Genomic DNA, 26,716 nt, shown 5'->3' with positions numbered 1-26,716 from the left:
AGTTCATCTCCCTTCTATTTTGAGAACTGCTTGATGACTTGCATCAATTCTTGAATAGATGCATCTCCATTCCCTTCTTGAATCGCTTTCGCTACACAATGATTTGTATGACGCTCCAACAATGAAAAACCAACTTTATTTAATGCTGCTTGCACCGCAGAAATTTGAATAAGCACATCAACACAATAGCGATTCTCTTCAATCATCTTTTGTATACCACGGACCTGTCCTTCGATTCTTTTCAAACGTTTTACAACTTTCTCAATTTCTTCATCCGTTCGCGGAACCATTTTTTCTTGATTTGAGCAATGATCCATAAATATACCCCCTTCTTTGTATACATTATACCTGTAAGGGGTATAAAATTACAAGTTTTTACTGCCAAAAATTTATATTTTTTATATAAATCCACTCTTGCCTATATTCCCTAAATATGGTGTAATGCTAAAAAAAGCTAAAGGACATAACTGCATGCAAGAAATGATTCGCGATTTACTTACAGAGCATTACACAACTGCAATTCCGCTGAGCATTCTATTTAATATCATCATTAGCTTAGCTGGTTTTATTCCAAGCATATTTTTAACCGCGATCAATATACAGCTTTTCGGCTTAACAGACGGAACGATCATATCGATTACAGGTGAAGCATTAGGTGCAATTGTTTCATTTTATTTCTATCGACTAGGTTTCCAAAAATTTGCTCACAATAAAATAAACAACTACCCAAAAGTAGAACGTCTTCTTTATGTACGAGGTAAAGAGGCATTTTTACTCGTTCTATCATTTCGACTTGTTCCATTTATTCCATCAAGCATCATTACCTTATTTGCGGCTTTAGGCAAAATGTCGTTATTCTCTTTCAGTATTGCAAGTACAATAGGAAAAATACCGGCAATGCTTATCGAAGTATATTCTGCATATCATGTTATGAATGGAACAAGTGAAGCAAAGTGGATTATAACGATTGCTGGTTGTATTGGGGTATTGTATATATGGAAGAAGTGGAAGAAGAAATAAAAAAGGAGCAAATTGCTCCTTTTTTATTTTCTCTAAAGGGGATTGAAATCCTATTTCACACCAACTGCATCATAGGATTGCTTCACTGCTGTAACTTCAGCAGAGTTTGCGCCATATAAATCTGCCGCAGCTTGTACTAAGCCAGCACGAGCTTGACTAAATGTAGTAGATTCAGTGAAGTATTGTGTATTTGCACGATAATAGATTGCACCTACTTTATCCTTACCAATACCATTCACTGTTACGCCATAATGCGTGCCACCATTTGCTAATAAGTATGCTGCTTTGTTAATAATACCGCTGTTCGTATGAACACCACCATTATCACCTGAACCTGTGTAACGCTTAGAATAATGATCTGGGTCACCATATTTCGTTGGATCACTCATAGAGCGAAGAGCATCTCCCGATTGACCAGGTGTATAAATATCCTCTCCAACTTCCCAATCCGGATTACGATTATCATAGTACTCTACTAAAGTACCAAAAACATCAGAAATCGCTTCATTTAATGCACCTGACTCATTTTGATAAATAAGATTTGAACTATATTCTGTAACCGCATGTGTTAATTCATGCCCAATTACATCGATTCCACCTGATAATGAAGTAAATGTATAACCATCTCCATCTCCATATACCATTTGCGAGCCATTCCAGAATGCGTTATTATAATTACTTCCATAGTGGACTGTAGATTTTAACGGCGCTCCTGCATCATTAATAGAATTCCGGTTAAACGTGTTTTTATAATAATCATATGTTTTACCTGCATAATAATGAGCATCTACTGCTGCTGCATCATAAGATGCGTTGAAAACATTATCTGTATCTACCCATAAAGTTCCTGGTAATGTAGAACGATTTTTCGCATCATATGTGAAAATTGTTGCTCCTCGCGTATTGTCTTGTAAGTAATAAGATGATCCAGATAACGTTGTATTAATAGATTTCGTATCTCCTAGTACACCCTTACCTGTTCCAACTTTATTTGTTCCCGTTACAGGTTTTACAACTGCCTTTCCTTCTTGCTTTACAGCTTCTTGATTAAGCGGTACTTTATCTTCACCTGTCACATGATCAATCGTGTTGAATTTATTTAACACCTTGCCACTATCAGCTTCAATGAAATAATAATAGTTTCCTGGTTTTGGCTCTAAGAAGTTTAATTTCACAACATATGCGTAAGTTGTGTCTTCGCCATTTTGGTATACATATAAATCCGCTGATGGCTCTACCTCATATTTTGGCGTTATTCCTAAATCTTGCTGTGCAATTTCAATTGCTTTTTTACCTTCAATCTTATTTTTATTTTTTAATTTTTCCTTTTTATCTAAATCAGGTACAACTGTTCCAGATAACACTTTCAATGAACCATCTTTACTAACATGGGCTAGTTGAGTAGACCCCCATACTGGTGTACCTTCGTACATTTGTTGCATACGTACCACTGTTGCATCAGTTACAGAATCTTTTTTCACTTGTTTCACTTTGAAAGAATCCTCTGCACTCTTTTCCCCTAACTTATACTCTCCTTTTGCTGCATTTAAATAATCAAATACAACAGATTCTGCTTTCTTTCCAGTTGCTCCAGTTAAATCTCCAGAGATAAACTCAGGTGACTGCACTGCCTCGTTATACTTTTTCGTAGAGAGCACATTCTTTGAATCTGCAAATGCAGAGCTTGTCCCTCCAAATGTTGTAACTGCCATTCCTGCCGCTAATACAAATGCTAAACTCTTCTTTTTCATAATAACCTTCCCCCTAATAAAAAATTTTTTTGAAAAAGAGTAGTTTTATATTAGCATTAGATTTCCACTATTTATATACTAAAAATTCAATTAATTCTTTTCTCAAGTTTTGGAGAATTTTGGAGAACAAATATTGAGAAAGGCCCTTTCCGTTTCGGAAAGGGCCTTTCTCAATATTTGTTCTATATTTACTCTTTAAGCTAATTTATTTTTTGCGCTATAAATATCAATAAATATCAGGTTTACTTGTATATTGCTGAGCACCACCTGCTCCACCTATCGCAGTAAACACTAACCCCAATACTAACAATCCAGTCAATACTTTTCTCATTCGTATTCCTCCTTATAATCTTCTAGTACTTCAATAACAAGTTTATAATACCGATTACTTTCCTTTAGATCTGACAACTCTTCAAAGTATTCAGCAAGTTCCATATAAGCTTTCTTTAATTCTTTTTTATTTCCTGCAATTTTAAAAAATGGAATTGCTTCTGTTTCTAGAAATACTTTATATGCTTTTGTTTCTTCAAAATACCTATATCTGAGCATGAGAAGTAAATACAATTTCGTATTAAATCTCTCCTCCTGTCTAGCAGCTACAATCCCTTTATCAATCCACTCTTTAGCCTCATCTAATTGTCCAAGATTAATACATTGCAACGCCATCTCATATAACGTATCAATATAATTTAAATTCTCTTGTTTTTGATATTGTAAACTTTTTGAGTAATATTCTTTTGCTTCTGCATATTGATTTTTTTTATAATAAATATTTCCAATATTACTTAACGCAATAGCTAGAATTGAATCTTTTTCAGCAAAAGAATCTGATTCTCTTAGTATACTTTTATACATCTTTAAAGCTTCTTCATACTGCCCCTTCTCTGAATAACTTAACGCAATAATAATTTGACAATTAATTACATAACGGAATTTATACTCATTTCGAAATCCTTCTAGTGCAACATTTGCAAAATGAAGTGCAAGGTGCGGGATTTCTAAGTGACTGTATGCGAGCGCTATATTATAATGAATTCCCGTTTCATAATAGCTCAACTCTTTTGCCATCGCCTCAGTTTTAAGCAAGTAATCTAAACCATCTTTAAACTTATACTGTAAACAATATGATAACGCTTTACTATACATATACAACAACTTCTGAAACGGAGAATACTTCTTATACATCTTCTTTAGCTTATCTAACTCCTCTTTAAGAGCTGGAAAATCCCGTTTCATAATTAAATACCGCGTATAAAGAAGTTTATAATAATTTATGATTTCAAAGTCTAAAACATGCTTCATTTCAGCTTGCAGCTCATTATATATACGTTCTACCTGTTGCTTATCCAAATGAACCAATGCATTTAACCACTCATCTAATTTCTCTTTCACTTCCGCTTCCACATCTCGTAAATCCGACACAGCAATCTCTAACCTCGCACAGAGCAGCTGCAAAATTTCCTCTGATGCTTCTATCTTTCCATTTTCGATTTTACTTAAATATGAGACGGAACAAATGCCCTGACATAATTCTTCTTGTGTCATTTTTTGCTGTAGTCGTTTATAAAAAACTTGTTTTCCAATTTTCTCTAATGTTTGTTGCATTGTCCTCCTCCATTCTCATTTACCCTCACTACTCTAATAATACATAAAAATCAGAAAAATATAAATTAATAAATGTAAATTTTCTAAAGAATTTCACAAAAAATGGTTTTATTTCCATCTTAATAATTAATTTTTATGTTAGAAAAGGCTTCTGAACTAGTTTTTCTCAATCAATAGCTATCAACTATCGGTATTGATCTTTCCAATATAGTAAACAAAAGAAAATCCTCTTCTTACTAAGATAATCTTCTTTGGCATAAACTAGTAAAAATTGTTATACTATAACAAAATTACGGAGGTGTTTTCGCAATGAATCATTATAAAGACGATAGTTACGCCTTACATACAGATTTATATCAAATTAACATGGCTTATACGTATTGGAAAGACGGGATTCATAATCGCCGCTCTGTTTTTGATTTATATTTCCGAAAGCTTCCATTTGAAAATGGTTATGCCATTTTTGCTGGTCTTGAAAAAATTATTGAATACATAGAGAATTTTCGTTTTACCGAAAGTGATATCACTTATTTAAAAGAACTACAATTTGAAGAAGAGTTTCTGCATTATTTACAAAATATGAAGTTTACTGGAACAATTCGCAGTATGCAAGAAGGAGAAGTCGTTTTTAATAACGAACCACTATTACGCGTTGACGCACCGCTTGGTGAAGCTCAAATTATTGAAACCGCCTTGTTAAACATTGTGAATTACCAAACATTAATCGCTACAAAAGCAGCTCGCATGAAACATGCAGCGAACAATGACGAACTATTAGAATTTGGTACACGCCGCGCTCATGAATTTGATGCTGCCCTTTGGGGTACACGCGCAGCCTTTATTGGTGGATTTTCTTCTACTAGCAACGTCCGTGCTGGAAAACGCTTTGGTATTCCTGTCGCTGGCACACATGCTCATTCCTTTGTCCAAGCTTACCGTGATGAGTATGTTGCATTTAAAAAGTACGCTGAAACGCATCAAAAATGCGTTTTTCTCGTTGATACATATGATACGTTAAAATCCGGTGTACCAAATGCGATTCGAGTTGCTAAAGAATTCGGCGACCGTATTGATTTTTATGGTATTCGTCTTGATAGCGGCGATATGGCTTATTTATCAAAAGAAGCACGAAAACTACTTGATACAGCTGGATTTACAAATACAAAAATTATCGCTTCTAGCGATTTGGATGAATATACAATTATGCACTTAAAATCCCAAGGAGCAAAAATTGATGTATGGGGCGTTGGCACAAAACTCATCACTTCCTTTGAACAACCTGCATTAGGGGCTGTTTATAAGTTAGTTGCGATTGAAGATGAAAATGGGACGCTAAACGATACAATCAAAATTTCTTCTAATCCTGAAAAGATTACAACACCAGGATTAAAACGTGTATATCGCATTATTAATCGCGTCAACGGACACTCCGAAGGGGATTATATTGCGCTAGAAGCTGAAGTACCACAGCAGGAAGAACGTTTAAAAATGTTTCATCCTGTCCATACGTACATCAGTAAATTTGTGACAAATTTCGAAGCAAAAGAACTACACCATAATATTTTTGTAAAAGGTAAACGCACATATAAACTGCCTGAAATAAAAAATATCCAGCAGTATGCATATGATAGTTTAAATGTATTTTGGGAAGAATATAAACGGACTCTTAATCCTGAAGAATACCCAGTCGATTTAAGCCAAGAGTGCTGGGATCATAAAATGAATTATATTCAAAATGTACGAGAGCAAATTGCAAATCGTATTCAAAAATAAAAAGAGAAGCCTTCGCTTCTCTTTTTATCTTATAAGTCTTTCACTCTAAGCACACGCATCGCATTCAATACAGCAAGTAGTGTAACACCAACATCTGAGAAAACCGCTTCCCACATTGTTGCAATCCCAAATGCACCAAGGAGTAGGACAAGTCCTTTTACACCAAGTGCAAAGATAATATTTTGCCATACAATATTGCGTGTACGTTTGGCAATTTTAACAGCTGTTGCGATTTTAGAAGGTTCGTCTGTCATGATTACAATATCCGCCGCTTCAATCGCTGCATCAGATCCTAAGCCACCCATTGCAATCCCAACATCAGCTCTTGCTAATACTGGTGTATCATTAATTCCATCACCAACGAATGCAATTTTTTCTTTTGCTTGTTTTGCCCCATCAATTTTTTCGATTTCTTCTACTTTTTGCTGTGGCAATAATTCAGCATGAACTTCATCTAAACCAAGTTCTTTACCAACCGCTTCTCCAACTAATTTTGCATCACCTGTTAACATGACTGTTTTCTTAATACCAAGTTCTTTTAATTTTTGAATCGCTTGTTTTGAATCCTCTTTCACTTCATCAGAAATAACGATATAACCTGCATATGCACCATCTACAGCAACGTGAACAAGAGTGCCTACTGTTTGAGGCTGTTCGAATGCAATATTTTCTTTTCTCATTAATTTTGCATTGCCTGCAAAAATTTCTTTACCTTGCACTTTTACAACTGTACCATGACCAGAAATTTCACTGTAGTCCTCAATTATATTTTCATCAATTGATTTTCCATATGAACTTCGAATAGATTGTGCGATTGGATGATTTGAATAAACTTCTGCAAACGCAGCATATTCAAGAAGTTCTTCTTTTGTAGTTGTACCGTTTGGCTCCATTTTCGTTACCTTGAATACACCTTTTGTTAATGTTCCTGTTTTATCAAATACGATATGTTTCACATCATTCAGCGCTTCTAAATAGTTACTTCCTTTGATTAAAATACCGCTTTTAGATGCTCCACCAATACCACCAAAGAATCCAAGTGGAATAGATACCACTAACGCACATGGACAAGAAATAACAAGGAACACTAATGCACGATAAATCCAATCTGAGAATGTAGCACCTTCTAAAATAAGAGGAGGAATAAACGCTAATACTGCTGCTGTAATAACGACGACTGGAGTGTAGTAGCGCGCAAATTTTGTAATAAAGTTTTCTGTTGGCGCTTTTCGGCTACTTGCATTTTGTACTAAATCTAAAATTTTCGATACAGTTGATTCACCAAATTCTTTTGTTACCTCAATTGTTAACACACCATTTTGGTTCACAAAACCACTTAATACATCATTCCCAACTTCTACTTCACGAGGTACAGATTCACCAGTTAATGCTGAAGTATCTACCATTGATGTTCCTTCCACTACTTTCCCATCTAACGGTACTTTCTCACCTGGTTTAACAATGATATAGTCTCCAATTTTCACATCTTCCGGTGAAATTTGTTTTGTTTCGTTGCCAACTTTAACGTTTGCATAATCAGGACGAATATCCATTAATGAAGTAATTGATTTTCGAGAACGATTTACAGCAATGCTTTGGAATAATTCACCTACTTGGTAAAAGAGCATAACCGCAACAGCTTCTGGATACTCCCCAATCGCAAATGCTCCAAGTGTGGCAATCGCCATTAAAAAGTTTTCATCAAATACTTGGCCGCGTGTTATGTTTCTCACAGCTCGCCAAACAATATCTCCACCAATTAGTAAATATGCGATAACGAAAAGTGGAATTGTCATCATTTGCGGTAATCCTGCAAGTACAGCAATTCCTGTTAAAACCCCACCAATCGCTAAGCGCCACAGCATTTTCTTCACATTTCCTTCGCCATGGTCGTGGCTATGCCCATGATCATGACCTATTTTTTCTTCACGAACAACTTTTACATCTGGCTCTAACTTATGAACAATATTTTTCATATCTTGTACTGTCATTTCAAGCTCTTTTTTATTTGCAACTTCTATTTTTAATTTCTTCGATACAAAATCAACAGTCGCATTTGAAATTGTAGGCATCTCTTTTACCTTTGTTTCAATCTTCATTGCACAATTTGCACAATCTAGCCCTTCTAATACAAATACTTCTTTTGCAACTTTTGTTTTTTGTTCATCCTTTACTTGAATGTGCGGTTCTAATTTCGTAACAAGTTGTTTCGCTTCAGTAACAACGTTATTCTCTCGATTTTTCTCTGTTTCTAAAGTCATTGTCTTTGTTGCGAAGTTCACAGAACAAGAGGAGACACCCTCTAATCCCCCAACGCCTTTTTCAATTTTTATCGCACAGTTCGCACAATCTAATCCTTCTAACACAAGTTTCCGTTTCACTAGTGCTTCTGCCATCGTTCTCCCTCCTTGCGCTTTTCTTTTCTATTCTTCCTCATTTACATGTTCAAATGCTTGCTCAAAGATATGAATTACGTGATGGTCAGCTAATGAATAATAAACAACCTTTCCCTCTTTACGGTTTTTCACAAGTTTTGCTTGTTTTAATACACGAAGCTGATGTGAAATAGAGGATTGTGTCATACCGAGTAAATAAGCTAAGTCACATACACACATTTCCGCTTCAAATAGTGCGTGTAAAATACGTGTACGCGTACGATCACCTAATACTTTAAATAACTCTGCTACTTTGCTTAAACTTTCGTCATCTGGAATTGTTTGTTTTACTTGATCAACAACTTCTTCATGGATAATTGTTTGAGAACATGCTTCTTGGCATGCTTCTACTTTATTTTCAGCCATTATAGCTCACCTCTTTATTTGAACATATGAACAATCATTCATATATCTTATACTTTTATTATATGAGCACCCATTCATATGTGTCAATAAAATCCGCACTAAATTTTCCGAACATTTTATTCACATTTAAAAAACATATAACTTATTCTCCACATCCGCTATATTCTTCATACAAAAAAGAGATATACGAAGGTTTTCACCCTTTCATATACCCCTTTTTAATTTATTCAGTTCTCACTGCATCAACAACGATTTTTAATTCATTTTTTACGACCATTGTTTCACCCCTTTAAATATTTCAACATACAAATTCTATACAATGCTAATTTTTCCTCCTCTGCGCAAAAGAAAAAGCCTTGTGCGCTCCCTAGGCGCACAAGGCTTACAATTCATTATATCCCCTTAATTAGCTTCTTCCAAGCTATCTTGCGAACTTCCATCTTCTTTTAGATGACTGTGTTTTTTCGAATAAACAAAGTATACAACTACTCCAATTGCTAACCAAGCACCGAAGTACATCCATGTTGTTAACGGTAAGTTTACCATTAAGAATAGACAACATACGATTGAAATGATCGGTAAAATTGGTACAAGTGGCACCATAAATCCGCGCTGTAATTTCGGATGTGTTTTACGAAGGATGATAACCGATACACCAACCATCGCAAATGTTAGTAACGCTCCAATATTCGCTAAATTTGACAATTCTTTTAAATCGATAAATCCAGCAATTAAAGCACTACCAATTCCTGTTAACCAAGTTGAGAACGTTGGTGCTTCTGTCTTCTTGTTAATTTTCGCAAAAGATTCTGGCAATAAACCGTCACGACTCATTGCAAAGAATACACGTGTTGTTGCGTAAATATAAGCAAAAATTACAGCCATAATACCAATTACGGCTCCGACAGCAATTACACCAGCCACTTTATCTTGTCCAACAACTTCTAATACATAAGCCATTGCTTCAGGTACATCTAATTCCTTATAGGAAACCATACCCGTCATCACAAGACAAACTGCAACATAAATGATTGTACAAATGATTAATGAGGCAATAATACCAATTGGTAAATCACGCTGTGGATTTTTCACTTCTTCTGCTGAAGTTGCTAATGCATCGAAACCTAAGAAAGCAAAGAATACAGCTGCTCCTCCAGCAAAGACTCCACTTAAGCCATATGGTGCAAATGGAATCCAGTTTTCTGGTTTCACATAGAATACACCGACCGCAAGGAATAGGACAACAATACCAATTTTGATTAATACCATTGCATTATTCACACGTTTACTCTCTTTCGTACCACGCGATAATAGCAATGTTAACACTAGTGTAATAATCACTGCTGGCAAGTTCACAATACCACCTTGTGATGGAATCGTTAACAGTGCCTTTGGAATTTCTAACCCAAATCCACTCACCAATTTATGGAAATAGCCTGTCCATCCACCAGCTACTGCTGCCGTTGTTACAACGTATACCGATAGTAACGTCCATCCCATTAAATGGGCTACAAACTCACCAATTGTTGCATAAGAATATGTGTATACACTACCTGAGACGGGAAGTGTCGAAGCAACTTCTGCGTAACATAATGCCGCAAATCCACAAACAATTGCTGCAATCATAAATGAGAAAATAACTGCTGGACCAGCATCTCTTGCTGCTACTAATCCAGTTAATACAAGAACTCCTGTACCGATTATCGCACCAATCCCTAGCATTGTTAGGTCGAATGCCCCTAAAGTTTTAGACAAAGTCTTACTTTTACTTTCCCCTAACAATTGCGTAACGGATTTCTTTTTAAATAGGTTGGCCACGATGTATGCCCCCTTTTACTAAGAAGAGCTAAGAGGTCTTCTCTCTTAGCTCTTATCATGTTGTATTAAATATTGTTCGATTTTTATTTTGTATTATGCTTCAATTAGCAAGATACAGTTTCTGCTTCTAATAATTCTTTTGCACCTTTGTATTCTACACCGTGAGCTTCTGCAACTGCTTCGAATGTTACATAACCGTCTAATGTGTTAATACCTTTTAATAATGCAGAATTGCCTAGGCAAGCTTGTTTGTAACCTTTGTTTGCAATTTGCACTGCATATGGTACTGTTACGTTTGTTAATGCAAGAGTTGATGTACGTGGAACCGCACCAGGCATGTTTGCAACTGCATAATGAACAACGCCGTGTTTTTCATAAGTTGGGTTATCATGAGTTGTAATGCGGTCAGTTGTTTCGAAAATACCACCTTGGTCAATTGCGATATCAACTACAACAGAACCTGGTTCCATTGATTTAATCATTTCTTCTGTTACAAGTTTTGGCGCTTTTGCACCTGGAATTAATACCGCACCGATTACAAGATCAGATTCTTTTACAGCTTCTGCAATATTGTATGGGTTAGACATTAAAGTTTTCACTTGGTTACCGAAAATGTCATCTAATTGACGAAGACGTTCTGCACTTAAGTCGATGATTGTTACATCCGCACCTAGTCCAACTGCAATTTTAGCAGCATTTGTACCAGCTTGTCCACCACCGATAATTGTTACTTTACCACGTTTTACCCCTGGAACGCCTGCTAATAAGATACCTTTACCGCCTTTGTTTTTCTCAAGGAATTGCGCACCGATTTGTGCTGCCATACGACCAGCTACTTCACTCATAGGTGCAAGTAATGGTAAAGAACGGTTTTCTAATTGTACTGTTTCATAAGCGATAGAAACAACTTTCTTTTCAATTAATGCTTTTGTTAATTCTGGTTCTGGAGCTAAGTGTAAATATGTGAATAGAATTAAACCTTCGCTGAAGTGTTTGTATTCGCTTTCAATTGGTTCCTTAACTTTCATTACCATGTCCATGTTCCAAGCTTCTTCAGCTGTATCAACAATTTTTGCTCCTGCTTCAACATACTCAGCATCTGTAAAGCCAGATCCTAAACCTGCACCCTTTTGAATAAATACTTCGTGGTTGTTACGAACTAAATGTACAACACCAGCTGGTGTCATTGCCACACGGTTTTCGTTGTTTTTAATTTCTGTTGGTACCCCAATAAGCATAATGAAATGCCCCCTTATAATTAACAGAAAAAAGGAATTCTTTTTTCTTTTTATAATAATTAATAACTTATGTCCTTATTCTAGCATAACTTCAAAGTTATGAAAACGCTAACATACCAAATTAAAAAAGTTTATATATTTGGAATAGTGTAAATATAGAGAACTTTATTTTATAAGGGGTGGTTGTGTTTTTTTATTATCTATCATTCTATTTTTATTATAACCATGAAAACTACACATTAACCATTTATTATTTGACAATAATATAACAATGTGGGAAATCCACCCAAAACGCATACATATACACTTCCTATTCCCTATAATATTTTAGAACTATATTCTTTTTATATAAATCCATTTTGATTTGCAGGCATATAAGTCGCTGCTATAAAGAACAAAAGGGGACCTGCACTCGTTTTCTCTCTTTGTTTTAACTTGGCATAGGGCAGGAAAAGGATCTGACCGCTTCTATGCATGGCCGGATGCTCTCTCCCACCTAAAGATTAGATTTTATATCAGTTTTTTCAATTTGTACTTATATAGTAAAAAAACAGCCACCGATATTTAACCGGCAGCTGGATAACTTATAAATAATTTAGAAAATAAATCTTCCGTTGTCTCTGTAATCTTATCAAACATATCCGTTTCACTTTCTTCTTGCTCTTTCATCATCTTAATCGTTTCTTGTGCATCCTCAGGATAGTCTGTAATAACCCCATCGACATTGAGCTTATAATATTTCTTTAAGCTTTCCATATCATTTACAGTCCATACATAAATTGGTTTGTCTAACTTTCGTGCTGCTTTTACTAAGCGTTTATTTAACATATATTCTTCTGCCACATAGAAATCGGCTTGAACATATTTTAAATTTGCCCTGCTTGCATATAATATATATCCTACCTTTATGTCTGGATTTGCACGCTTAAATTCTTTAATGAGCGGATAGTGTAATGTTTGAATTACACATTGCTTTTCAAAGTCATTGTCCTTAATCGTTTTTAATACTTTCTTTACAAACCCTTTTTCATTTCCATGCAGCTTCACTTCTATATTAAGTTTTATCTTATTTTTCGCAAGCTTAATAATTTCATCAAGGGTACTAATTTTTCCCGTGAATCCATCTTGACTAAGAGTCAGTTTTTGAAGCTCATCCATCGTCAAATCTGATACTTGTACATTCGCATCAGCAAGACGCTTTAATTTTAAATCATGTATTACTGCCAATTCACCATCTTTTGTTTGCAACACATCAATTTCAGCATAATCTGCTTTTGCATCAATCGCACCTTGTACAGCCTCTTTCGTATTCTCTACTCCTTTGGAAACATATCCACGATGCGCCATAATAACTGGCTCTTTATATGAATTCGAAATAAACGTTACAATGAACGCAACCACCATACCAACTGTGAACACACCAACAATGTAAACACCTATAAATTTCAAACGATGCTTTTTAAAGAAACATTTATCTGCTTTTGTTTTGGAATAATCTAAGCCTTCTTCTAATAAAACATCTTCGACTGAAACCTTTTGTAAATATAGTCTTGTCAATGCCATAATATAAAACGGAGTCACAATAAAACTAAATAAATATAATGTACTCGTCAAAAATACAGATAGAGTAGATTCTGCTAATAGGGCAAATGTTCCTTTTGGATTCGTAAATTCATACACACCCCATAAAAACAATAAGTACACACCCATAAATAAAATAAACACGATTCCTATTGATATAAAAAAGCCGACTAAAAAAAGCAACACTTTAAAGAAATTTTCTTTTACCAAATTTGCACTTTTACGTGCAGCCGTACGAAATGGTTTTTCTTCTAAAACAATAATAGGTAAAGTGAAAATCCACCGAAGATTCAAATATACAACTACAGCGAAGAAAGTATAGTAACCTACTTGTCCCATTGTCGTTTTAAACAATTCCCCTGTAATAAAATTTGGAATTTGAATTTCTGGGATTAATGCAGATCTATACCCCATGCTTAAAAGCGGTAACAATACAACCGCATACAAAACAAATCCAGGTAAGCAATATGTAAACAGAGAAGGTAAGTACGTTACTGTTTTATACAAAATCGGACGCAATCTCACCTTTTGCCTTTTATGTGCAAAATACGAAATAATAATAAGCACCGCGAACTCCGTAAAAATAAGAAAAAGTGCCAATATCGATAAAATTAAAATAGCTGCGATGCCATACGGTGTTTTCAAAAAAGCTAGCAATTCATCATTTGTCGCATTTGCATAGCCACCCCAGTATAATAATTTATTAAAAATCATACCGAATAGCGGTATAAATACAATAGCCGCTATTAACTTATAAACGAGCTGAAACACCAGTACATTCCAAAAAGCAAATTGTACTGTCTGAAAGGAATGTCTCATGACTCCTGCTATAGATAGTCTTTTACGGTGTAGCATAAATTCCTCCAACTTCTAAAACTATATTTGAAATGGATTCCATACTTCCATTTCACATCCATCCTTTTTTATAATAATATATTCTACTTAACATGAACACTCTTATACATCCCAAAAAGAGTGACGGGTATCTCCCCATCACTCTTTCTCATTTTTACCACACTATTTACGGGTAGTAAAACCCCCACTGATTAAAATTCCATTATTTTTTCTCTAATCCTTGTCCAAATGCTTTTAAAAAGCTAAAGCCAAAGGTAATTGCCCTATTGATATCTGGGTCTTTTAATACTTTAAAGAAGTCCATAACCTTTGTTTTCTTGCCTTTTTTTAATTCGTCTGTCGCAAATTGTAATCCTGTAACTAAACTTGATGTCACCTGTTTTGTTACTTCTGGGTCGACAGAAGATAGGGCTTCTCCTGCCCCCATCATATTATTTAATGCATTTTTTACCGGCTCACGATTTAATTGCTCGACAGCGATTTTAGAAACATCTTCTTTTGCAGCAAGCAAACTGATTGCTGCATCTAATATGCCCGCTTGTTGCAACTGTGCTAACAATTGCATCGTCTCTTCTACCGCTTCACGGTTTTCAGTTAATTGCATGAACAGCTCATCTGATAACTGTTGTTTCTTTTCTTCTTCTGTTATAACTTTCTTTTGAATCAATGTAATTTCTTTTGCCACATTTTTCGCCCCCTAGTTCTGATCCACAAGTGATACGTATTGTTTTCGCTGCCATTTCTGCTGAATTTCAACACCATTTTGCGGATGACGTTTTTTATCTCTTGGGTTCGAAGCAGGAAGCGGACGATTTCCTTTTTCACGTAATACCCGCATTTTCACCATCGTTTGTTTATACGCAGGTGTACAAGTATACAGGTCTGTCGCTGTTCCTGTTAAAATATTAATCGCTTCTTCATTTACTGTCGCATGCATCGGTAAATATAGTTCATTTCCAGTCACACGGTCTGTAATAAGTGCCTGCACTTTGATTTTCCCAAACGGTGACGCTAGCTCTACAAGGCCACCATCTTTCACATTCCGCTGGGCAGCAAGCTCTGGTGAAATCTCAACAAACACGTCAGACATTTTAGATAAAATTCCTACTGATTTATTTGTCATATTCCCTTCATGGAAATGTTCGAGCAAACGACCATTATTTAATAATAAATCGTAGTCTTCTGGCGCTTCAACTGGCGGAATCCATTCATCCAATGATAAACGTGCTTTTTTATCTGGGAAATTAAAGCCATCTACATATAATAGTGGTGTGTCGCTACCATCATGACTACCCCAACATAAACTATTCCATCCTTCTAAGCGGTCGTATGTGGCTTGGGAATAATACGGCGCGAGTGACGCAATTTCATCCATAATTTCACTTGGGCTTTCATAATTCCAATCACCACCTAGGGCACGAGCTACTTTTTGTAAAATCCACCAGTCCGGTTTAGAATCACCAAGTGGTTTCATAGCTTCATATAAACGCTGAATACGACGCTCTGTATTCGTAAATGTTCCTTCTTTTTCTAGACTTGGTGCCGCTGGTAAAATAACATCAGCAAAACGAGCTGTTTTTGATAAGAACATGTCTTGAACTACAAGGAAATCAAGATTACTTAAAATGTGTTGCACATGATTCGCATTGGAATCGACTAACGCCATTTCTTCTCCCATTACATACATACCGCGTAGTTTTCCTTCTTCTGCTGCAGCAAGCATCGCAATGTTATTCAGCCCTGGCTCTTTCGGAATTGTAGTACCATATGCTTTTTCAAATTTCGCACGAAGTGTATCATCCGACACTGCTTGATAACCTGGAAGCCAGTTTGGTAATGTTGCCATATCGCAAGCACCTTGTACATTATTATGCCCACGGAGTGGATATGCACCTGCACCAGAGCGACGATAGTTACCTGTTACAAGAAGTAAGTTTGAAATCGCTGCGGATGTTGTACTTCCTCCTGTATTTTGCGTAACACCCATACCCCAAAGTATACAAGTACCATCTGCTTCATATATCATACGAGCCATTTCTTTTAATGTATCTTTCGAAATACCTGTAATTCTTTCCGTATAATCAAGTGTATACTTCCCTAACATTTTGCTGTATTCATCAAAGTTCTTTACATTTTCGTCTAAGAACTTTTGATCATGCCAGCCTTGATCAATAATATATTTTGTTATACCTGCAAGCCAGACATAATCTGTTCCTTGACGTGGATGAATAAACATGTCAGCACGCTCTGCCATTTCATGTTTACGAAGATCTGCCACAATTAACTTTTGTTCCTGTAATTTGTGAGCACGTTTCACACGAGTAGCAAGTACAGGGTGTCCTTCCGTTGGATTCGCTCCCACAATAATGACAAGGCCAGCTGCCGCAATATCTTTCACTGTTCCTGCGTCTCCGCCTATACCAACAGTTTTTGTTAAACCATCGCTTGCTGGTGATTGACAGTAACGGGAACAGTTATCCACATTATTTGTTCCATATATTTGACGAGCTAACTTTTGCATTAAATAGTTTTCTTCATTTGTTACTTTTGAAGAAGAAATAAATCCAAATGCATCGCTACCATATTCAGATTTAATATGCTGCATATTGGATGCAACAACTTCTAAAGCTTCTTCCCATGATGCCTCAACGAACATATCTCCTTGACGAATCAATGGTTTCGTAATGCGGTCCTCACTATTTACAAAGTCCCAACCGAATTTCCCTTTTACACATGTAGAAATTCCATTTACAGGTGCATTTGATACAGGTTGTACTTTTAAAATTTGACGATCTTTCGTCCATACTTCAAACGAACAACCTACGCCGCAAAATGTACAAACTGTTTTCGTTTTATTGATTTTCGTTTCACGCATTGCAGATTCAACTTCTGAAACTGCTAAAATACTACTATATCCAGGCTCTACATCCTTTACAAAATCAATCATTGGGTCTAACACATCCGGTTTTAGTCCGGTCATGAACCCTGCTTCTCCAAGCATTGATTTTTCCATTAATGCGTTACAAGGACACACCGTTACACATTGCCCGCAACTCACACAAGATGAATCGTTAATACTTACGCCGCTATCCCAAATTACACGTGGACGATCTAAGCTCCAATCAATCGATAATGTCTCGTTTACTTGTAAGTTCTGACATACTTCTACACATTGTCCACAAGCAATACATTGGTTTGGGTCATAGCGGTAAAATGGATGAGTCATATCCACTTCTTTTGCACTAACTTTCGGTTCATATGGGTATTTCTGTTCTTCAATTCCCATCATATGTACCGTATTATGAACTTTACAGTTACCGTTATTATTATCACATACTGTACAATACAATAAATGGTTCTCTAATATTCTATCCATTGCTTCCGTTTGTGCTTCTTTAGCACGCACTGATTTTCTTTCGATATGCATACCATCTTCCAATTTCGTCGAACAAGCACGCAGTAGCTTTCCATCTACTTCAACAATACACGTATCACAAGTTTGAATTGGATCCACCTCTGGTACATGACAAATTTGTGGATGCTCTAAATTACTTTCGTTAAATAATTGCAGTATCGTTTTTTCACCAGATGAAAGAAATTCTGTCCCATCAACGGTTACACGAACTGTCTTTTCTGCCATAGTTTCCCCTCTCCTCACAACCAACTGTATAACACAATTTTGAATCCGTTTTCAAAATTATGTTGTTATACATTTTTTTTGAAACTCCCTGCTGAAATTCTATCTTAAAAGCCGATTCTAGATGCTATAAGGTGTGTCCTATGAAAGCCTACAAATGACACTATTCTACCATTCTATTATATCTTAAACATACAATAATAACCAAATAATCTTCTTGTCTTGTCCCTAACAGATGCTTTTATTTTTTTATTGGTTTATGATAAATAGTAAGAAAAATACATATGAAGGGGAAAATACTATGGGGCCTGTCCAAGAAACATGTAAAATGGTACGTTATCAAACTGGAACATTCCTCGAGCAAGAAGATGAAATTGTCACAGAATATCCTGTAACAATTAAATTAAACGGGGATGAATATGTAACAGTTGTATGTACTCCAAATTATATTGAAGATATGGTAATAGGTTTTTTAATTTCTGAAGGAATTATTGCTTCTTATGAGAACATTGATGAGTTATGGATACAGAAAGACAAAGGGGTTGTCCATGTCAAAACATCACAAATCAATTCAATTTATCAAACGCTATATAACAAACGATATGTCACTTCTTGTTGCGGCAAAAGTAGACAAGGATTTGTTTTTGTAAATGATGCAGCAAAAGCAAAAACTTTAAATGATATACATGTAACAATTACTCCAGAAGAATGCTTTCATTTAATGAACACCTTACAGCAATCTTCTAATACGTTTCGTCAAACAGGCGGAGTTCATAATACCGCCCTTTGCGATCGAAATACCATTCTCATATCAAGAATGGATATTGGAAGACATAACGCATTAGATAAAATATATGGTCATTGTTTACGAAATCATATCCCCATTAAAGGGAAAATCATTGCATTTAGTGGCCGAATCTCATCTGAAATTTTGCTAAAGGTTTCTAAAATTGGTTGCGAAATTGTTCTTTCTAAATCAGCTCCAACAAAATTAGCACTACAGCTTGCTCATGATTTAGGAATTACGGTAGTTGGGTTTATTCGTAATGACTCCTGTAATATTTATACTCATCCAGGACGAGTTGAAGGCTATATCACAGAAATAAAATGATTCCTACCAAAGGAATCATTTTTTAGTTATAAAAATGTAATATATTTAATTGTTGAATAGTTAATAAAGTTAATATATAATTTCATTACATAAAGTGAATCATAAAAAATAACTGAAGACATATGTCTTCCTCGCATATATCTACTTATTCTTTTACAAATTAAGAAAGAATACGTACAGAATATGTTTATCCTGCATTAACGGGCAGTAAGACCCCACTGATTAAAGTTTCACTTTATGAATACACAGTAGATGTTCTATCAATATAATCAGCAGACTCTTACGGATTACAATCCCCTGCTTTACATAATAAAGCCGAGGATCTATTTCCCTATAGAGTGAGATAAACTGAGGAGGTTACAGCTATGGAAATTCGTTTATTAACAAAAGAGGATGCCAAAATTTATTTAAAAGTTTGTATGGAAGGATTAACACAAAATCCAGAAGCCTTTAGTTCTTCTTATGAAGATGTACTAAAACATGAGGATCCTGTTGCTGCAATGGCAAAACGTTTATCTAACCCTGATAAGTATACCCTTGGTGTCTTTAAAGATAACGATTTGATCGGACTCGCGACTTTAGAAACAAAACCATTTATTAAACAAGAACATAAAGCAAAAATCGGCTCTGTTTACGTCTCTCCAAAAGCTCGTGGTCTTGGGGCTGGACGTGCATTAATAAAAGCCATTATTGAAAATGCTCATAAATTACATGTAGAACAACTCATGCTTGATGTTGTCGTTGGAAATGCAACTGCAAAAAAACTGTACGAGTCACTTGGCTTTCAAACATATGGCGTACAAGAACGTTCCTTAAAACACAATGGACAGTATTGGGATGAGGAACATATGGTTTTATTTTTAAATGACTAATCATACAGCATATAGAAATACAAATTGAAAAACCGACATAAAACCTGTCTTTTTAGATGGAAGAGAGCATCCGCCCATGCATGGAAACGGTCAGATCCTCTTCCTGCCCCATGCCGAGTAACAACAAAGAGAGGAAACGAGAGCAAATCACCTTTTGTTCTTTATCCCGCTATTTGCGGGCAGTAAGACCCCCACCTCAAAATTCAGAAAGAGCAAAAAGTTAGGTGGGGAATCAACTGCCCGTAAAAGCCCGATTGGTGAAGGCTAATAATCAGTGGGGGATGAAGAAACCCCACACTGATTATTAGCCTTCACTTTATAGCAGCGACTTATATGTTGGAAAATCAAAATATATTTATATAACTTTTCACAAAAGTGCCTTTTCATATAAAGGTGCTTTTTTCTTACAACAATGTAATGTCCATGTCATCTTATTGAATGGTTCTATTCCTTCCTCTTCGCTATACTAAAAGTACGAAATCACAACAAGGAGAGATAAGAGATGAAAAAAATGATAGAAGTAATTGGAGCAATTATCGAAGTAATGGTAAATGGAAAATCCGTAGCAATGGAATTAAATCAATAATTAGAGGGGCAATGGATATGAAACAGCACAAACATCTTATCTTTTTAATTTGCGGTACAGTAATTGTAACATCAGGATTAGCAATTCTTCCTTGGTTTATTGTATAGCGCTTCTATCATTTTTCGATCCCTTATCCCTTCCCAAAAAAACTCGTACATACAATACGTTTTTTCATCCCACAGTTTTCACTTTCTATCCTCCAAGTTATGAGATAATATTGATTATAAAACAGAAAAAGCTCGTTGTTTCTCAAAACTGAAACAACGAGCTCTTTACAATCTATAGAATTCCAAAAATTTTTTTTGCACATGTCACAATAATCAACATGGATACCGTAACGCACATAATAACCGCATTACGATCTTGCTTATCCTTTTGTAAACGTTCTTCTTTTCTCATTTGTAAAATCCCCTTTATAACATCAAAAAAAGTGTGAGATAGGAGATTTTCCTTATCCGATGCGAGGTGAATACGAAATTTCTCACCATCTCACATACACAATAGAATGGAATTGTCATTTTATAAATAAAATGACATGACGTTATGTCGCAACATAGGGTATTTTGTGTCGCTACGCCTTCTATTATAAAAAAGAGTTGTGCAAAAGTAGTGCATTTTTTATGTCAATTGCCTTCATAGAAAAAATGCACTACTTTTCAATCACATAAACAGAGTTTTTTATTATTTTCATGTAAACTATACAAAGTAGAATGAGAATGTTTTGAGGTGCACAAGAACTATGATTAAAATTTTATTAGTAGACGATGAAGAACGCATGTTACGATTATTAGATTTATTTTTAAGCCCACGCGGTTATTTTTGTATGAAAGCCAATTCTGGTATAGAAGCTCTTGAACTAATTCAGCAAAAGAACTTCGATATCATTTTATTAGATGTCATGATGCCAAATATGGATGGATGGGATACATGTTATCAAATCCGCCAAATCTGCAATGTTCCAATTATAATGTTAACAGCTCGTAATCAAAGCTACGATATGGTAAAGGGACTCACAATGGGAGCTGATGACTATATTACAAAGCCGTTTAATGAACAGGTATTAGTTGCACGAATTGAAGCTGTACTGCGCCGAACCAAAAAGGACGGTTTTATCAGCTTCAATGGCATTGAATGGGATAAAACAAAACATACTGTTACTGTTTATAACGAGAAAATTTCACTTACACCTATCGAATTTTCATTGCTAGGACTGTTTTTACAAAATACGAACCGAGCATATAGCCGTGATGATTTAATTGAAAAAATATGGGGATATCAAACGGATATTGAATACCGTACTGTCGACTCACATATCCGCAATATCCGTGATAAATTACGAAAAAAAGACTTCCCTGTTGAAAAATACTTAGAAACCATCTATAAAGTGGGATATAAGTGGAAAAGCGAATAATAGTAATAATAACCTCGGTCAGTGGTCAGATTCATCCCACTGACCGTAAATGCATGATAAAGGTATGGTGAAAACATGAGCAAACTTTCCCTGAAGGTTGGTACATACTTCTTAATATTAGCTTTATGTATCGAAACAATAGCCTTTGTATCTTTTCATACAAGTCTTGCCAAAATGCGCATCGACGAAGAAACAACCGCCCTTTTAAATAAAGGAAATCGCTATCGTGACCGTATTGAAAATCACTATGGTCCACGCGCCTTTGAACGCGCTACTGCAGCAGAATCTCACTCTAATTCAGATACAAAGTTAGTTATAACAGACAGCAACGGACAAATCTTGTCTGCTTCAGATCCTGTAACGGAAGATATGAAGAAACAACTTAATTGCAAAATAAAATCTATTTCAAGAAACGGAACGATGATTGAAAAAAATTGGAAAACATCAAAAGTCATTTCAACAGCAAGTCCAATTATCATTCAAGGGCAAGTGGCTGGTTATGTTCATATGTTTTTAGATACAGCATTCTTAGAAAAAATGATTCTTCGTTTAACACATCAATTTATTATTATCGGTATATTGACCCTTCTTTTAACAACAATTTCTGTATTTATCTTTTCTCGTGTTATTACTGATCCGCTTATTAAAATGAAACGAGCAACAGAAAAAATGTTAAAGCTAAATAAGCCAATTAAATTAGGGATTACACGTAATGATGAACTTGGTAGTTTAGCCAAAACCATTGAAGAATTATCAAGCGAATTAACCTACATGAAAAAAGAACGAAATGAATTTCTTGCAAGTGTTGCTCACGAACTTCTCACACCACTCACATATATGAAAGGTTATGCGAAAGTTGCTAAAAGAGATTCTTTATCTAAAGAGGAACGTGAAGAATATCTACAAATTATCGAAGATGAAACCGATAGTGTAACAGAACTCGTTCAAGATTTATTCGATCTTGTTCAGCTAGAACAACACCAATTCATTATAAAAAAACAGAAAGTTCGACTCTTTCCTTTTCTGGAACGAATGATTGAAAAAGCAAAAACTACGTTTGCTAAAAAACAAATAAAAATTAAATTCTACTGTGCAGTTACCCCCGTTGTCTGTATGGATGAACGTCGAATGGAACAAGTGATGCTAAATTTATTACATAACGCCTATCAGCATTCTTATGAACAATCAGTTATTACTGTACACGCATCGCAAAATGAGAATACTTTTTCTATAAGTGTGCAAGATGAAGGAGAAGGGATTCCGCAAGAAGACATCCCGCATATTTTTGATCGTTTTTATCGAGTTGATAAATCAAGAACTCGAGCGACAGGCGGTAAAGGAATTGGCCTAGCTGTTGCAAAAGAAATCGTTGAGTTACATAGCGGCTCCATTCAAGTAAAAAGTGAATTAGGAATGGGAACCGAATTTATTATTAAATTACCAATCGAATAATATAATTGTTCGTCTATCACCAGTAGTATCTTTACTTCAAAACTGCTGGTGATATTATGTTAATAGCTAATATTTATTCGCAAATTATTAGTAAACCCATTAAAATACTAATAGTACGAGCTGACCTTTTGAAATTATTCTTATTTCAATATAAAATATAACTACATTTGTCAAAGATTTGGAGGGTGATATAATTGGATATCCATGTATTAACAAAAAACGAGGCAGAAATTTACTTAGAACTTCGCGTAGAAGGATTAAAACAAAACCCTGAGGCTTTCAGCTCTTCTTATGAAGATATTATTAATAAAGAATGTCCGATTGAATATAAGGCACAAAAGTTAGCACAAGATGAAAACTATACACTAGGTGCATTTAAAGATGGAAAATTAATCGGGGTTGCAACCCTGGAAACGAAACCATACGTAAAGCAAGAGCATAAAGCGAAAATTGGTTCCGTATATGTATCTCCAAAAGCACGCGGACTTGGAGCTGGAAAAGCACTTATTAAAGAATGTATTGAACTTGCCAAAACATTAGAAGTAGAACAAATTATGCTTGATGTTGTTGTCGGAAATGACGGTGCGAAAAAGCTTTACGAATCATTAGGCTTTAAAACATTTGGTGTACAAGAACGTTCTTTAAAATATAACGGCCAATATTGGGATGAAGAGCATATGGTTTTATTCTTAGATGAAGAAAAGTAATAAAAAAATCCTCAAGTATATGAGGATTTTTTTATTAGCATTTTACATTGCAAACCACGCATTATATAATAATTGAATTGCCTCTTCAATCTCAGCCTCTGATAAAATAGCAAACCCGAGTAACACTGTGTTTTTTGAAGCAGTACCTTCTTTATAGTACATTGAAACTGGGTATACTTTTATACTATTTTCAGCTGCCCTCTTTATTAATTCTTCTTCTAACATTCCATTATGAACCTTTAATAAAATATGTAAGCCGGAATCTTCTCCTATCACTTCCACCTTATCAGAAAAGTACCTTTCTATCGCTGAGACAAGAGCATCTCTCTTTTTTCGATAAACAACTCGCATCTTATAAATATGTTTTTCCCAATGTCCTTCATTTAAAAACCTTCTAATGATTTCTTGATCAATCCTTGAAACACTTTGTGTGTAAAATAAATATTGTGTTTGATACAACTCAATTAGCTGTTTTGGTAGCACCATGTAGCTCATCCGTAATGATGGAAGCAAGGCTTTTGAAAGTGTTCCCATATAAATTACATTTCCCTCTGTATCAAGCCCTTGCAATGCTGGAATCGGTTTTCCAGAGTAACGAAACTCACTATCATAATCATCTTCAATAATATAACGTCCACGCTTCCCTTGTGCCCATTGTAATAGTTGCAGTCTTCTTTTAATTGGCATAATCATTCCACACGGAAATTGATGGGATGGGGTAACGAACACAACATTCGCATTGCTACCTTCTAAATCTGAAAGACAAATCCCATCCTCATCAAGCAAGAGCATCTGAACATTTTCTTCCCCTTTCTCAAAGGCAACCAATTTCCGGTGATATCCTGGATTTTCAACTGCAAAATGACTTCCCTTTAGCAACTGAAACAACATTCTTATTAAAAATTGTGTTCCGGCTCCTATTACAATCTGACTTGCGGAACATCTCACACCTCTTGATTCATATAAATATTTTGCAATCTCTTCACGTAAACTCGATTCACCTTGGGGATGACCAAGAAATAGTAGGTCCTTATTTTCTAGTTGCCATACCTCGTTTGAAACCTTTCGATATACAGAGAATGGAAATGCATTTGCATCTACACCGGTTTGTGTAAAATCATATTTATATTTCTGCTCCTTGTGCAGTACCTCCTTAACGACTTCTCTTTTTTTCACTGTATGTATCATTTGTTCAATTTCACATACAAAATACCCCTTACGTGAAATCGATTCAATATACCCTTCTGCAAGAAGCTGCTCATATGCCGATTCCACTGTATTTTTACTCACTTCTAAATGCGTCGCTAACTTTCTTTTTGCTGGGAGCTTCGTCAAAGGAGGAATTTTTCCACTTCTTATTTCTGCTTGTATATACTCGTATAACTGTACATACAGTGGAATTTTTTTCTCCATATTCAAATTTGGTGTTAATTCTAACATAAAATCTGACCCCCTTATAAAATATATTATTGGTACTTTTAACAGTACCAGGAGTTATATATAATTCCTTTTATCATGTAAATTTTAAAAAATCAATCCTAGAAAGGAGCATTATGATGAACAATAACAGACGACTCGGCCTCATTATGATTATTACAGGAGCTACTTTATGGGGATTATCAGGTCCGATGATTCAGTGGCTTTTTCAACATACTAAAGTATCATCTATCGACTTTTTAGTAATTCGTCTATTGCTTGCTGGGGTCTTTATTTTATGTTTCTTACTTACAAAAAAACAAAATATATTTCGTATTTGGCAACAGCCACACCATTTTATACAATTGATTATTTTTTCTATTCTCGGGATGCTTGGCGCACAGTATGCTTTTATCGAAACGGTGCATATTAGCAACGCTGTTACCGCTACGTTATTTCAATTTTTAGGGCCAATTCTCATTACTATTTATGTTGCGATACAATATAAAAAACTTCCTTCCACTATGCAGGTGTTAGCAATTGTTGCTGCCCTGACAGGAACATACTTTATCATTACAAATGGATCCGCCCAAAATATTGTTTTATCGAAAGAAGCGATCTTATTTGGACTATTAACAGCGATTGGCTTTGCCTTTTACACGCTTCATCCAACTTTCCTTATTAAACAATGGGGAACGACTCTTATTATTGGCTGGGGTATGTTAATCGGAGGTATTGCACTATTTATTTCCAATCGCTCTTTTGAATGGAAACAACTTTCACAGACCTTTACGTTGCAAACATTTTCTATGCTGATTTTAATTATTATAAGCGGAACACTTTCTTTTCTCCTTTACATTGGTAGTCTAAAATATTTATCAGCAACAGAAACCAGTATTTTATCTAGTATTGAGCCGCTTGTAGCAGCTATTGTTTCCATCACTTGGCTAAAAGAATCTTTCGGAGCATACCAACTACTAGGCGGTGTATGTATAGTCATCTCTGTTATTTTCTTAACAATGCCAGAAAAAGAAGCAGAGCCTACATTTACAACTGAACAAATATAGTACAAAATGTCAAAA

Annotated in this window: 19 protein-coding genes; 8 read left to right on the top strand and 11 right to left on the bottom strand. The window is 35.3% G+C overall.

Going from position 1 to position 26,716, the window contains the following annotated elements; genetic code table 11:
* Positions 1-14: 14 nt before the first annotated feature.
* Positions 15-317 carry a metal-sensing transcriptional repressor gene (locus Y7E_RS0103400; protein WP_017149910.1) on the bottom strand — a complete coding sequence of 101 codons (303 nt, stop codon included), beginning with the start codon at positions 315-317 and terminating at the stop codon, positions 15-17.
* Positions 318-471: 154 nt separating this feature from the next.
* Between Y7E_RS0103400 and Y7E_RS0103395 the strand changes: the two genes are divergently transcribed.
* Positions 472-1,020 (top strand): TVP38/TMEM64 family protein, encoded by a 549-nt coding sequence (locus Y7E_RS0103395; RefSeq protein ID WP_017149909.1) that lies wholly within the window; start codon positions 472-474, stop codon positions 1,018-1,020.
* A 50-nt stretch (positions 1,021-1,070) separates the two neighbouring features.
* Here the strand turns inward: Y7E_RS0103395 and Y7E_RS0103390 are convergent, their stop codons facing one another.
* Both Y7E_RS0103390 and Y7E_RS0103380 read right to left on the bottom strand, forming a co-directional pair.
* On the bottom strand, positions 1,071-2,771 hold the full coding sequence (locus Y7E_RS0103390) for a M4 family metallopeptidase (protein ID WP_017149908.1): 1,701 nt from the start codon (positions 2,769-2,771) through the stop codon (positions 1,071-1,073).
* Between the two features lie 327 nt (positions 2,772-3,098).
* Positions 3,099-4,376 carry a helix-turn-helix transcriptional regulator gene (locus Y7E_RS0103380; protein ID WP_017149906.1) on the bottom strand — a complete coding sequence of 426 codons (1,278 nt, stop codon included), beginning with the start codon at positions 4,374-4,376 and terminating at the stop codon, positions 3,099-3,101.
* Between the two features lie 309 nt (positions 4,377-4,685).
* On the opposite strand from Y7E_RS0103380, the gene Y7E_RS0103375 reads away from it, so the two are divergent.
* Positions 4,686-6,149, top strand: a complete 1,464-nt coding sequence (locus Y7E_RS0103375; RefSeq protein ID WP_017149905.1) for a nicotinate phosphoribosyltransferase — start codon at positions 4,686-4,688, stop codon at positions 6,147-6,149.
* 29 nt (positions 6,150-6,178) lie between these two features.
* On the opposite strand, the gene Y7E_RS0103370 is transcribed toward Y7E_RS0103375, so the two are convergent.
* From Y7E_RS0103370 to fdhF, 7 genes are all read right to left on the bottom strand, one after another.
* Positions 6,179-8,545 (bottom strand): heavy metal translocating P-type ATPase, encoded by a 2,367-nt coding sequence (locus tag Y7E_RS0103370; protein ID WP_017149904.1) that lies wholly within the window; start codon positions 8,543-8,545, stop codon positions 6,179-6,181.
* 27 nt (positions 8,546-8,572) lie between these two features.
* Complete coding sequence (locus Y7E_RS0103365; protein WP_017149903.1) at positions 8,573-8,950, bottom strand: ArsR/SmtB family transcription factor; 378 nt, start codon at positions 8,948-8,950, stop codon at positions 8,573-8,575.
* Positions 8,951-9,352: 402 nt separating this feature from the next.
* Positions 9,353-10,768, bottom strand: coding sequence for an amino acid permease (locus Y7E_RS0103360; RefSeq protein ID WP_017149902.1), 1,416 nt, complete (start codon positions 10,766-10,768; stop codon positions 9,353-9,355).
* 104 nt (positions 10,769-10,872) lie between these two features.
* Positions 10,873-12,006, bottom strand: coding sequence for an alanine dehydrogenase (ald, locus tag Y7E_RS0103355; protein WP_017149901.1), 1,134 nt, complete (start codon positions 12,004-12,006; stop codon positions 10,873-10,875).
* Between the two features lie 564 nt (positions 12,007-12,570).
* Complete coding sequence (locus Y7E_RS0103345) at positions 12,571-14,442, bottom strand: glycerophosphoryl diester phosphodiesterase membrane domain-containing protein (RefSeq protein ID WP_017149898.1); 1,872 nt, start codon at positions 14,440-14,442, stop codon at positions 12,571-12,573.
* Positions 14,443-14,644: 202 nt separating this feature from the next.
* Positions 14,645-15,127: a helical membrane plugin domain-containing protein gene (locus tag Y7E_RS0103340; RefSeq protein WP_017149897.1), complete on the bottom strand. Its 483-nt coding sequence runs from the start codon at positions 15,125-15,127 to the stop codon at positions 14,645-14,647.
* A 12-nt stretch (positions 15,128-15,139) separates the two neighbouring features.
* Positions 15,140-18,082 (bottom strand): formate dehydrogenase subunit alpha, encoded by a 2,943-nt coding sequence (fdhF, locus tag Y7E_RS0103335; protein WP_017149896.1) that lies wholly within the window; start codon positions 18,080-18,082, stop codon positions 15,140-15,142.
* A gap of 298 nt (positions 18,083-18,380) precedes the next feature.
* Between fdhF and fdhD the strand changes: the two genes are divergently transcribed.
* The 5 genes from fdhD to Y7E_RS0103295 all read left to right on the top strand — a co-directional run bounded on the left by fdhD (position 18,381) and on the right by Y7E_RS0103295 (position 24,218).
* Complete coding sequence (gene fdhD, locus Y7E_RS0103330) at positions 18,381-19,190, top strand: formate dehydrogenase accessory sulfurtransferase FdhD (RefSeq protein ID WP_017149895.1); 810 nt, start codon at positions 18,381-18,383, stop codon at positions 19,188-19,190.
* Positions 19,191-19,555: 365 nt separating this feature from the next.
* A complete protein-coding gene (locus Y7E_RS0103325) occupies positions 19,556-20,062 on the top strand; it encodes a GNAT family N-acetyltransferase (protein WP_017149894.1) in 507 nt (168 codons plus the stop codon).
* A 1,325-nt stretch (positions 20,063-21,387) separates the two neighbouring features.
* A complete protein-coding gene (locus tag Y7E_RS0103305; RefSeq protein ID WP_017149891.1) occupies positions 21,388-22,059 on the top strand; it encodes a response regulator transcription factor in 672 nt (223 codons plus the stop codon).
* A gap of 75 nt (positions 22,060-22,134) precedes the next feature.
* Positions 22,135-23,511 carry a HAMP domain-containing sensor histidine kinase gene (locus Y7E_RS0103300; protein WP_017149890.1) on the top strand — a complete coding sequence of 459 codons (1,377 nt, stop codon included), beginning with the start codon at positions 22,135-22,137 and terminating at the stop codon, positions 23,509-23,511.
* Positions 23,512-23,705: 194 nt separating this feature from the next.
* A complete protein-coding gene (locus Y7E_RS0103295) occupies positions 23,706-24,218 on the top strand; it encodes a GNAT family N-acetyltransferase (RefSeq protein ID WP_017149889.1) in 513 nt (170 codons plus the stop codon).
* Between the two features lie 42 nt (positions 24,219-24,260).
* Here Y7E_RS0103295 and pdxR read toward each other — a convergent pair whose 3' ends face one another.
* Positions 24,261-25,658 carry a MocR-like pyridoxine biosynthesis transcription factor PdxR gene (pdxR, locus tag Y7E_RS0103290; protein WP_017149888.1) on the bottom strand — a complete coding sequence of 466 codons (1,398 nt, stop codon included), beginning with the start codon at positions 25,656-25,658 and terminating at the stop codon, positions 24,261-24,263.
* Between the two features lie 116 nt (positions 25,659-25,774).
* On the opposite strand from pdxR, the gene Y7E_RS0103285 reads away from it, so the two are divergent.
* Positions 25,775-26,701, top strand: a complete 927-nt coding sequence (locus Y7E_RS0103285; RefSeq protein WP_017149887.1) for a DMT family transporter — start codon at positions 25,775-25,777, stop codon at positions 26,699-26,701.
* Positions 26,702-26,716: the final 15 nt, after the last annotated feature.

The organism is Bacillus bingmayongensis, assembly GCF_000299035.1.
GTDB classification, from domain to species: Bacteria; Bacillota; Bacilli; order Bacillales; family Bacillaceae_G; genus Bacillus_A; species Bacillus_A bingmayongensis.
The sequence above is the reverse complement of the archived record's forward strand: the minus strand, read 5'-3'. Positions and strand labels throughout refer to the sequence as shown.

What these genes read in the sequence shown, in the direction of transcription:
- Y7E_RS0103400 (WP_017149910.1), bottom strand. Translation starts at nt 317, where the DNA reads ATGGATCATTGCTCAAATCAAGAAAAAATGGTTCCGCGAACGGATGAA.
- Y7E_RS0103395 (WP_017149909.1), top strand. Translation starts at nt 472, where the DNA reads ATGCAAGAAATGATTCGCGATTTACTTACAGAGCATTACACAACTGCA.
- Y7E_RS0103390 (WP_017149908.1), bottom strand. Translation starts at nt 2,771, where the DNA reads ATGAAAAAGAAGAGTTTAGCATTTGTATTAGCGGCAGGAATGGCAGTT.
- Y7E_RS0103380 (WP_017149906.1), bottom strand. Translation starts at nt 4,376, where the DNA reads ATGCAACAAACATTAGAGAAAATTGGAAAACAAGTTTTTTATAAACGA.
- Y7E_RS0103375 (WP_017149905.1), top strand. Translation starts at nt 4,686, where the DNA reads ATGAATCATTATAAAGACGATAGTTACGCCTTACATACAGATTTATAT.
- Y7E_RS0103370 (WP_017149904.1), bottom strand. Translation starts at nt 8,545, where the DNA reads ATGGCAGAAGCACTAGTGAAACGGAAACTTGTGTTAGAAGGATTAGAT.
- Y7E_RS0103365 (WP_017149903.1), bottom strand. Translation starts at nt 8,950, where the DNA reads ATGGCTGAAAATAAAGTAGAAGCATGCCAAGAAGCATGTTCTCAAACA.
- ald (WP_017149901.1), bottom strand. Translation starts at nt 12,006, where the DNA reads ATGCTTATTGGGGTACCAACAGAAATTAAAAACAACGAAAACCGTGTG.
- Y7E_RS0103345 (WP_017149898.1), bottom strand. Translation starts at nt 14,442, where the DNA reads ATGCTACACCGTAAAAGACTATCTATAGCAGGAGTCATGAGACATTCC.
- fdhF (WP_017149896.1), bottom strand. Translation starts at nt 18,082, where the DNA reads ATGGCAGAAAAGACAGTTCGTGTAACCGTTGATGGGACAGAATTTCTT.
- fdhD (WP_017149895.1), top strand. Translation starts at nt 18,381, where the DNA reads ATGGGGCCTGTCCAAGAAACATGTAAAATGGTACGTTATCAAACTGGA.
- Y7E_RS0103325 (WP_017149894.1), top strand. Translation starts at nt 19,556, where the DNA reads ATGGAAATTCGTTTATTAACAAAAGAGGATGCCAAAATTTATTTAAAA.
- Y7E_RS0103305 (WP_017149891.1), top strand. Translation starts at nt 21,388, where the DNA reads ATGATTAAAATTTTATTAGTAGACGATGAAGAACGCATGTTACGATTA.
- Y7E_RS0103300 (WP_017149890.1), top strand. Translation starts at nt 22,135, where the DNA reads ATGAGCAAACTTTCCCTGAAGGTTGGTACATACTTCTTAATATTAGCT.
- pdxR (WP_017149888.1), bottom strand. Translation starts at nt 25,658, where the DNA reads ATGTTAGAATTAACACCAAATTTGAATATGGAGAAAAAAATTCCACTG.
- Y7E_RS0103285 (WP_017149887.1), top strand. Translation starts at nt 25,775, where the DNA reads ATGAACAATAACAGACGACTCGGCCTCATTATGATTATTACAGGAGCT.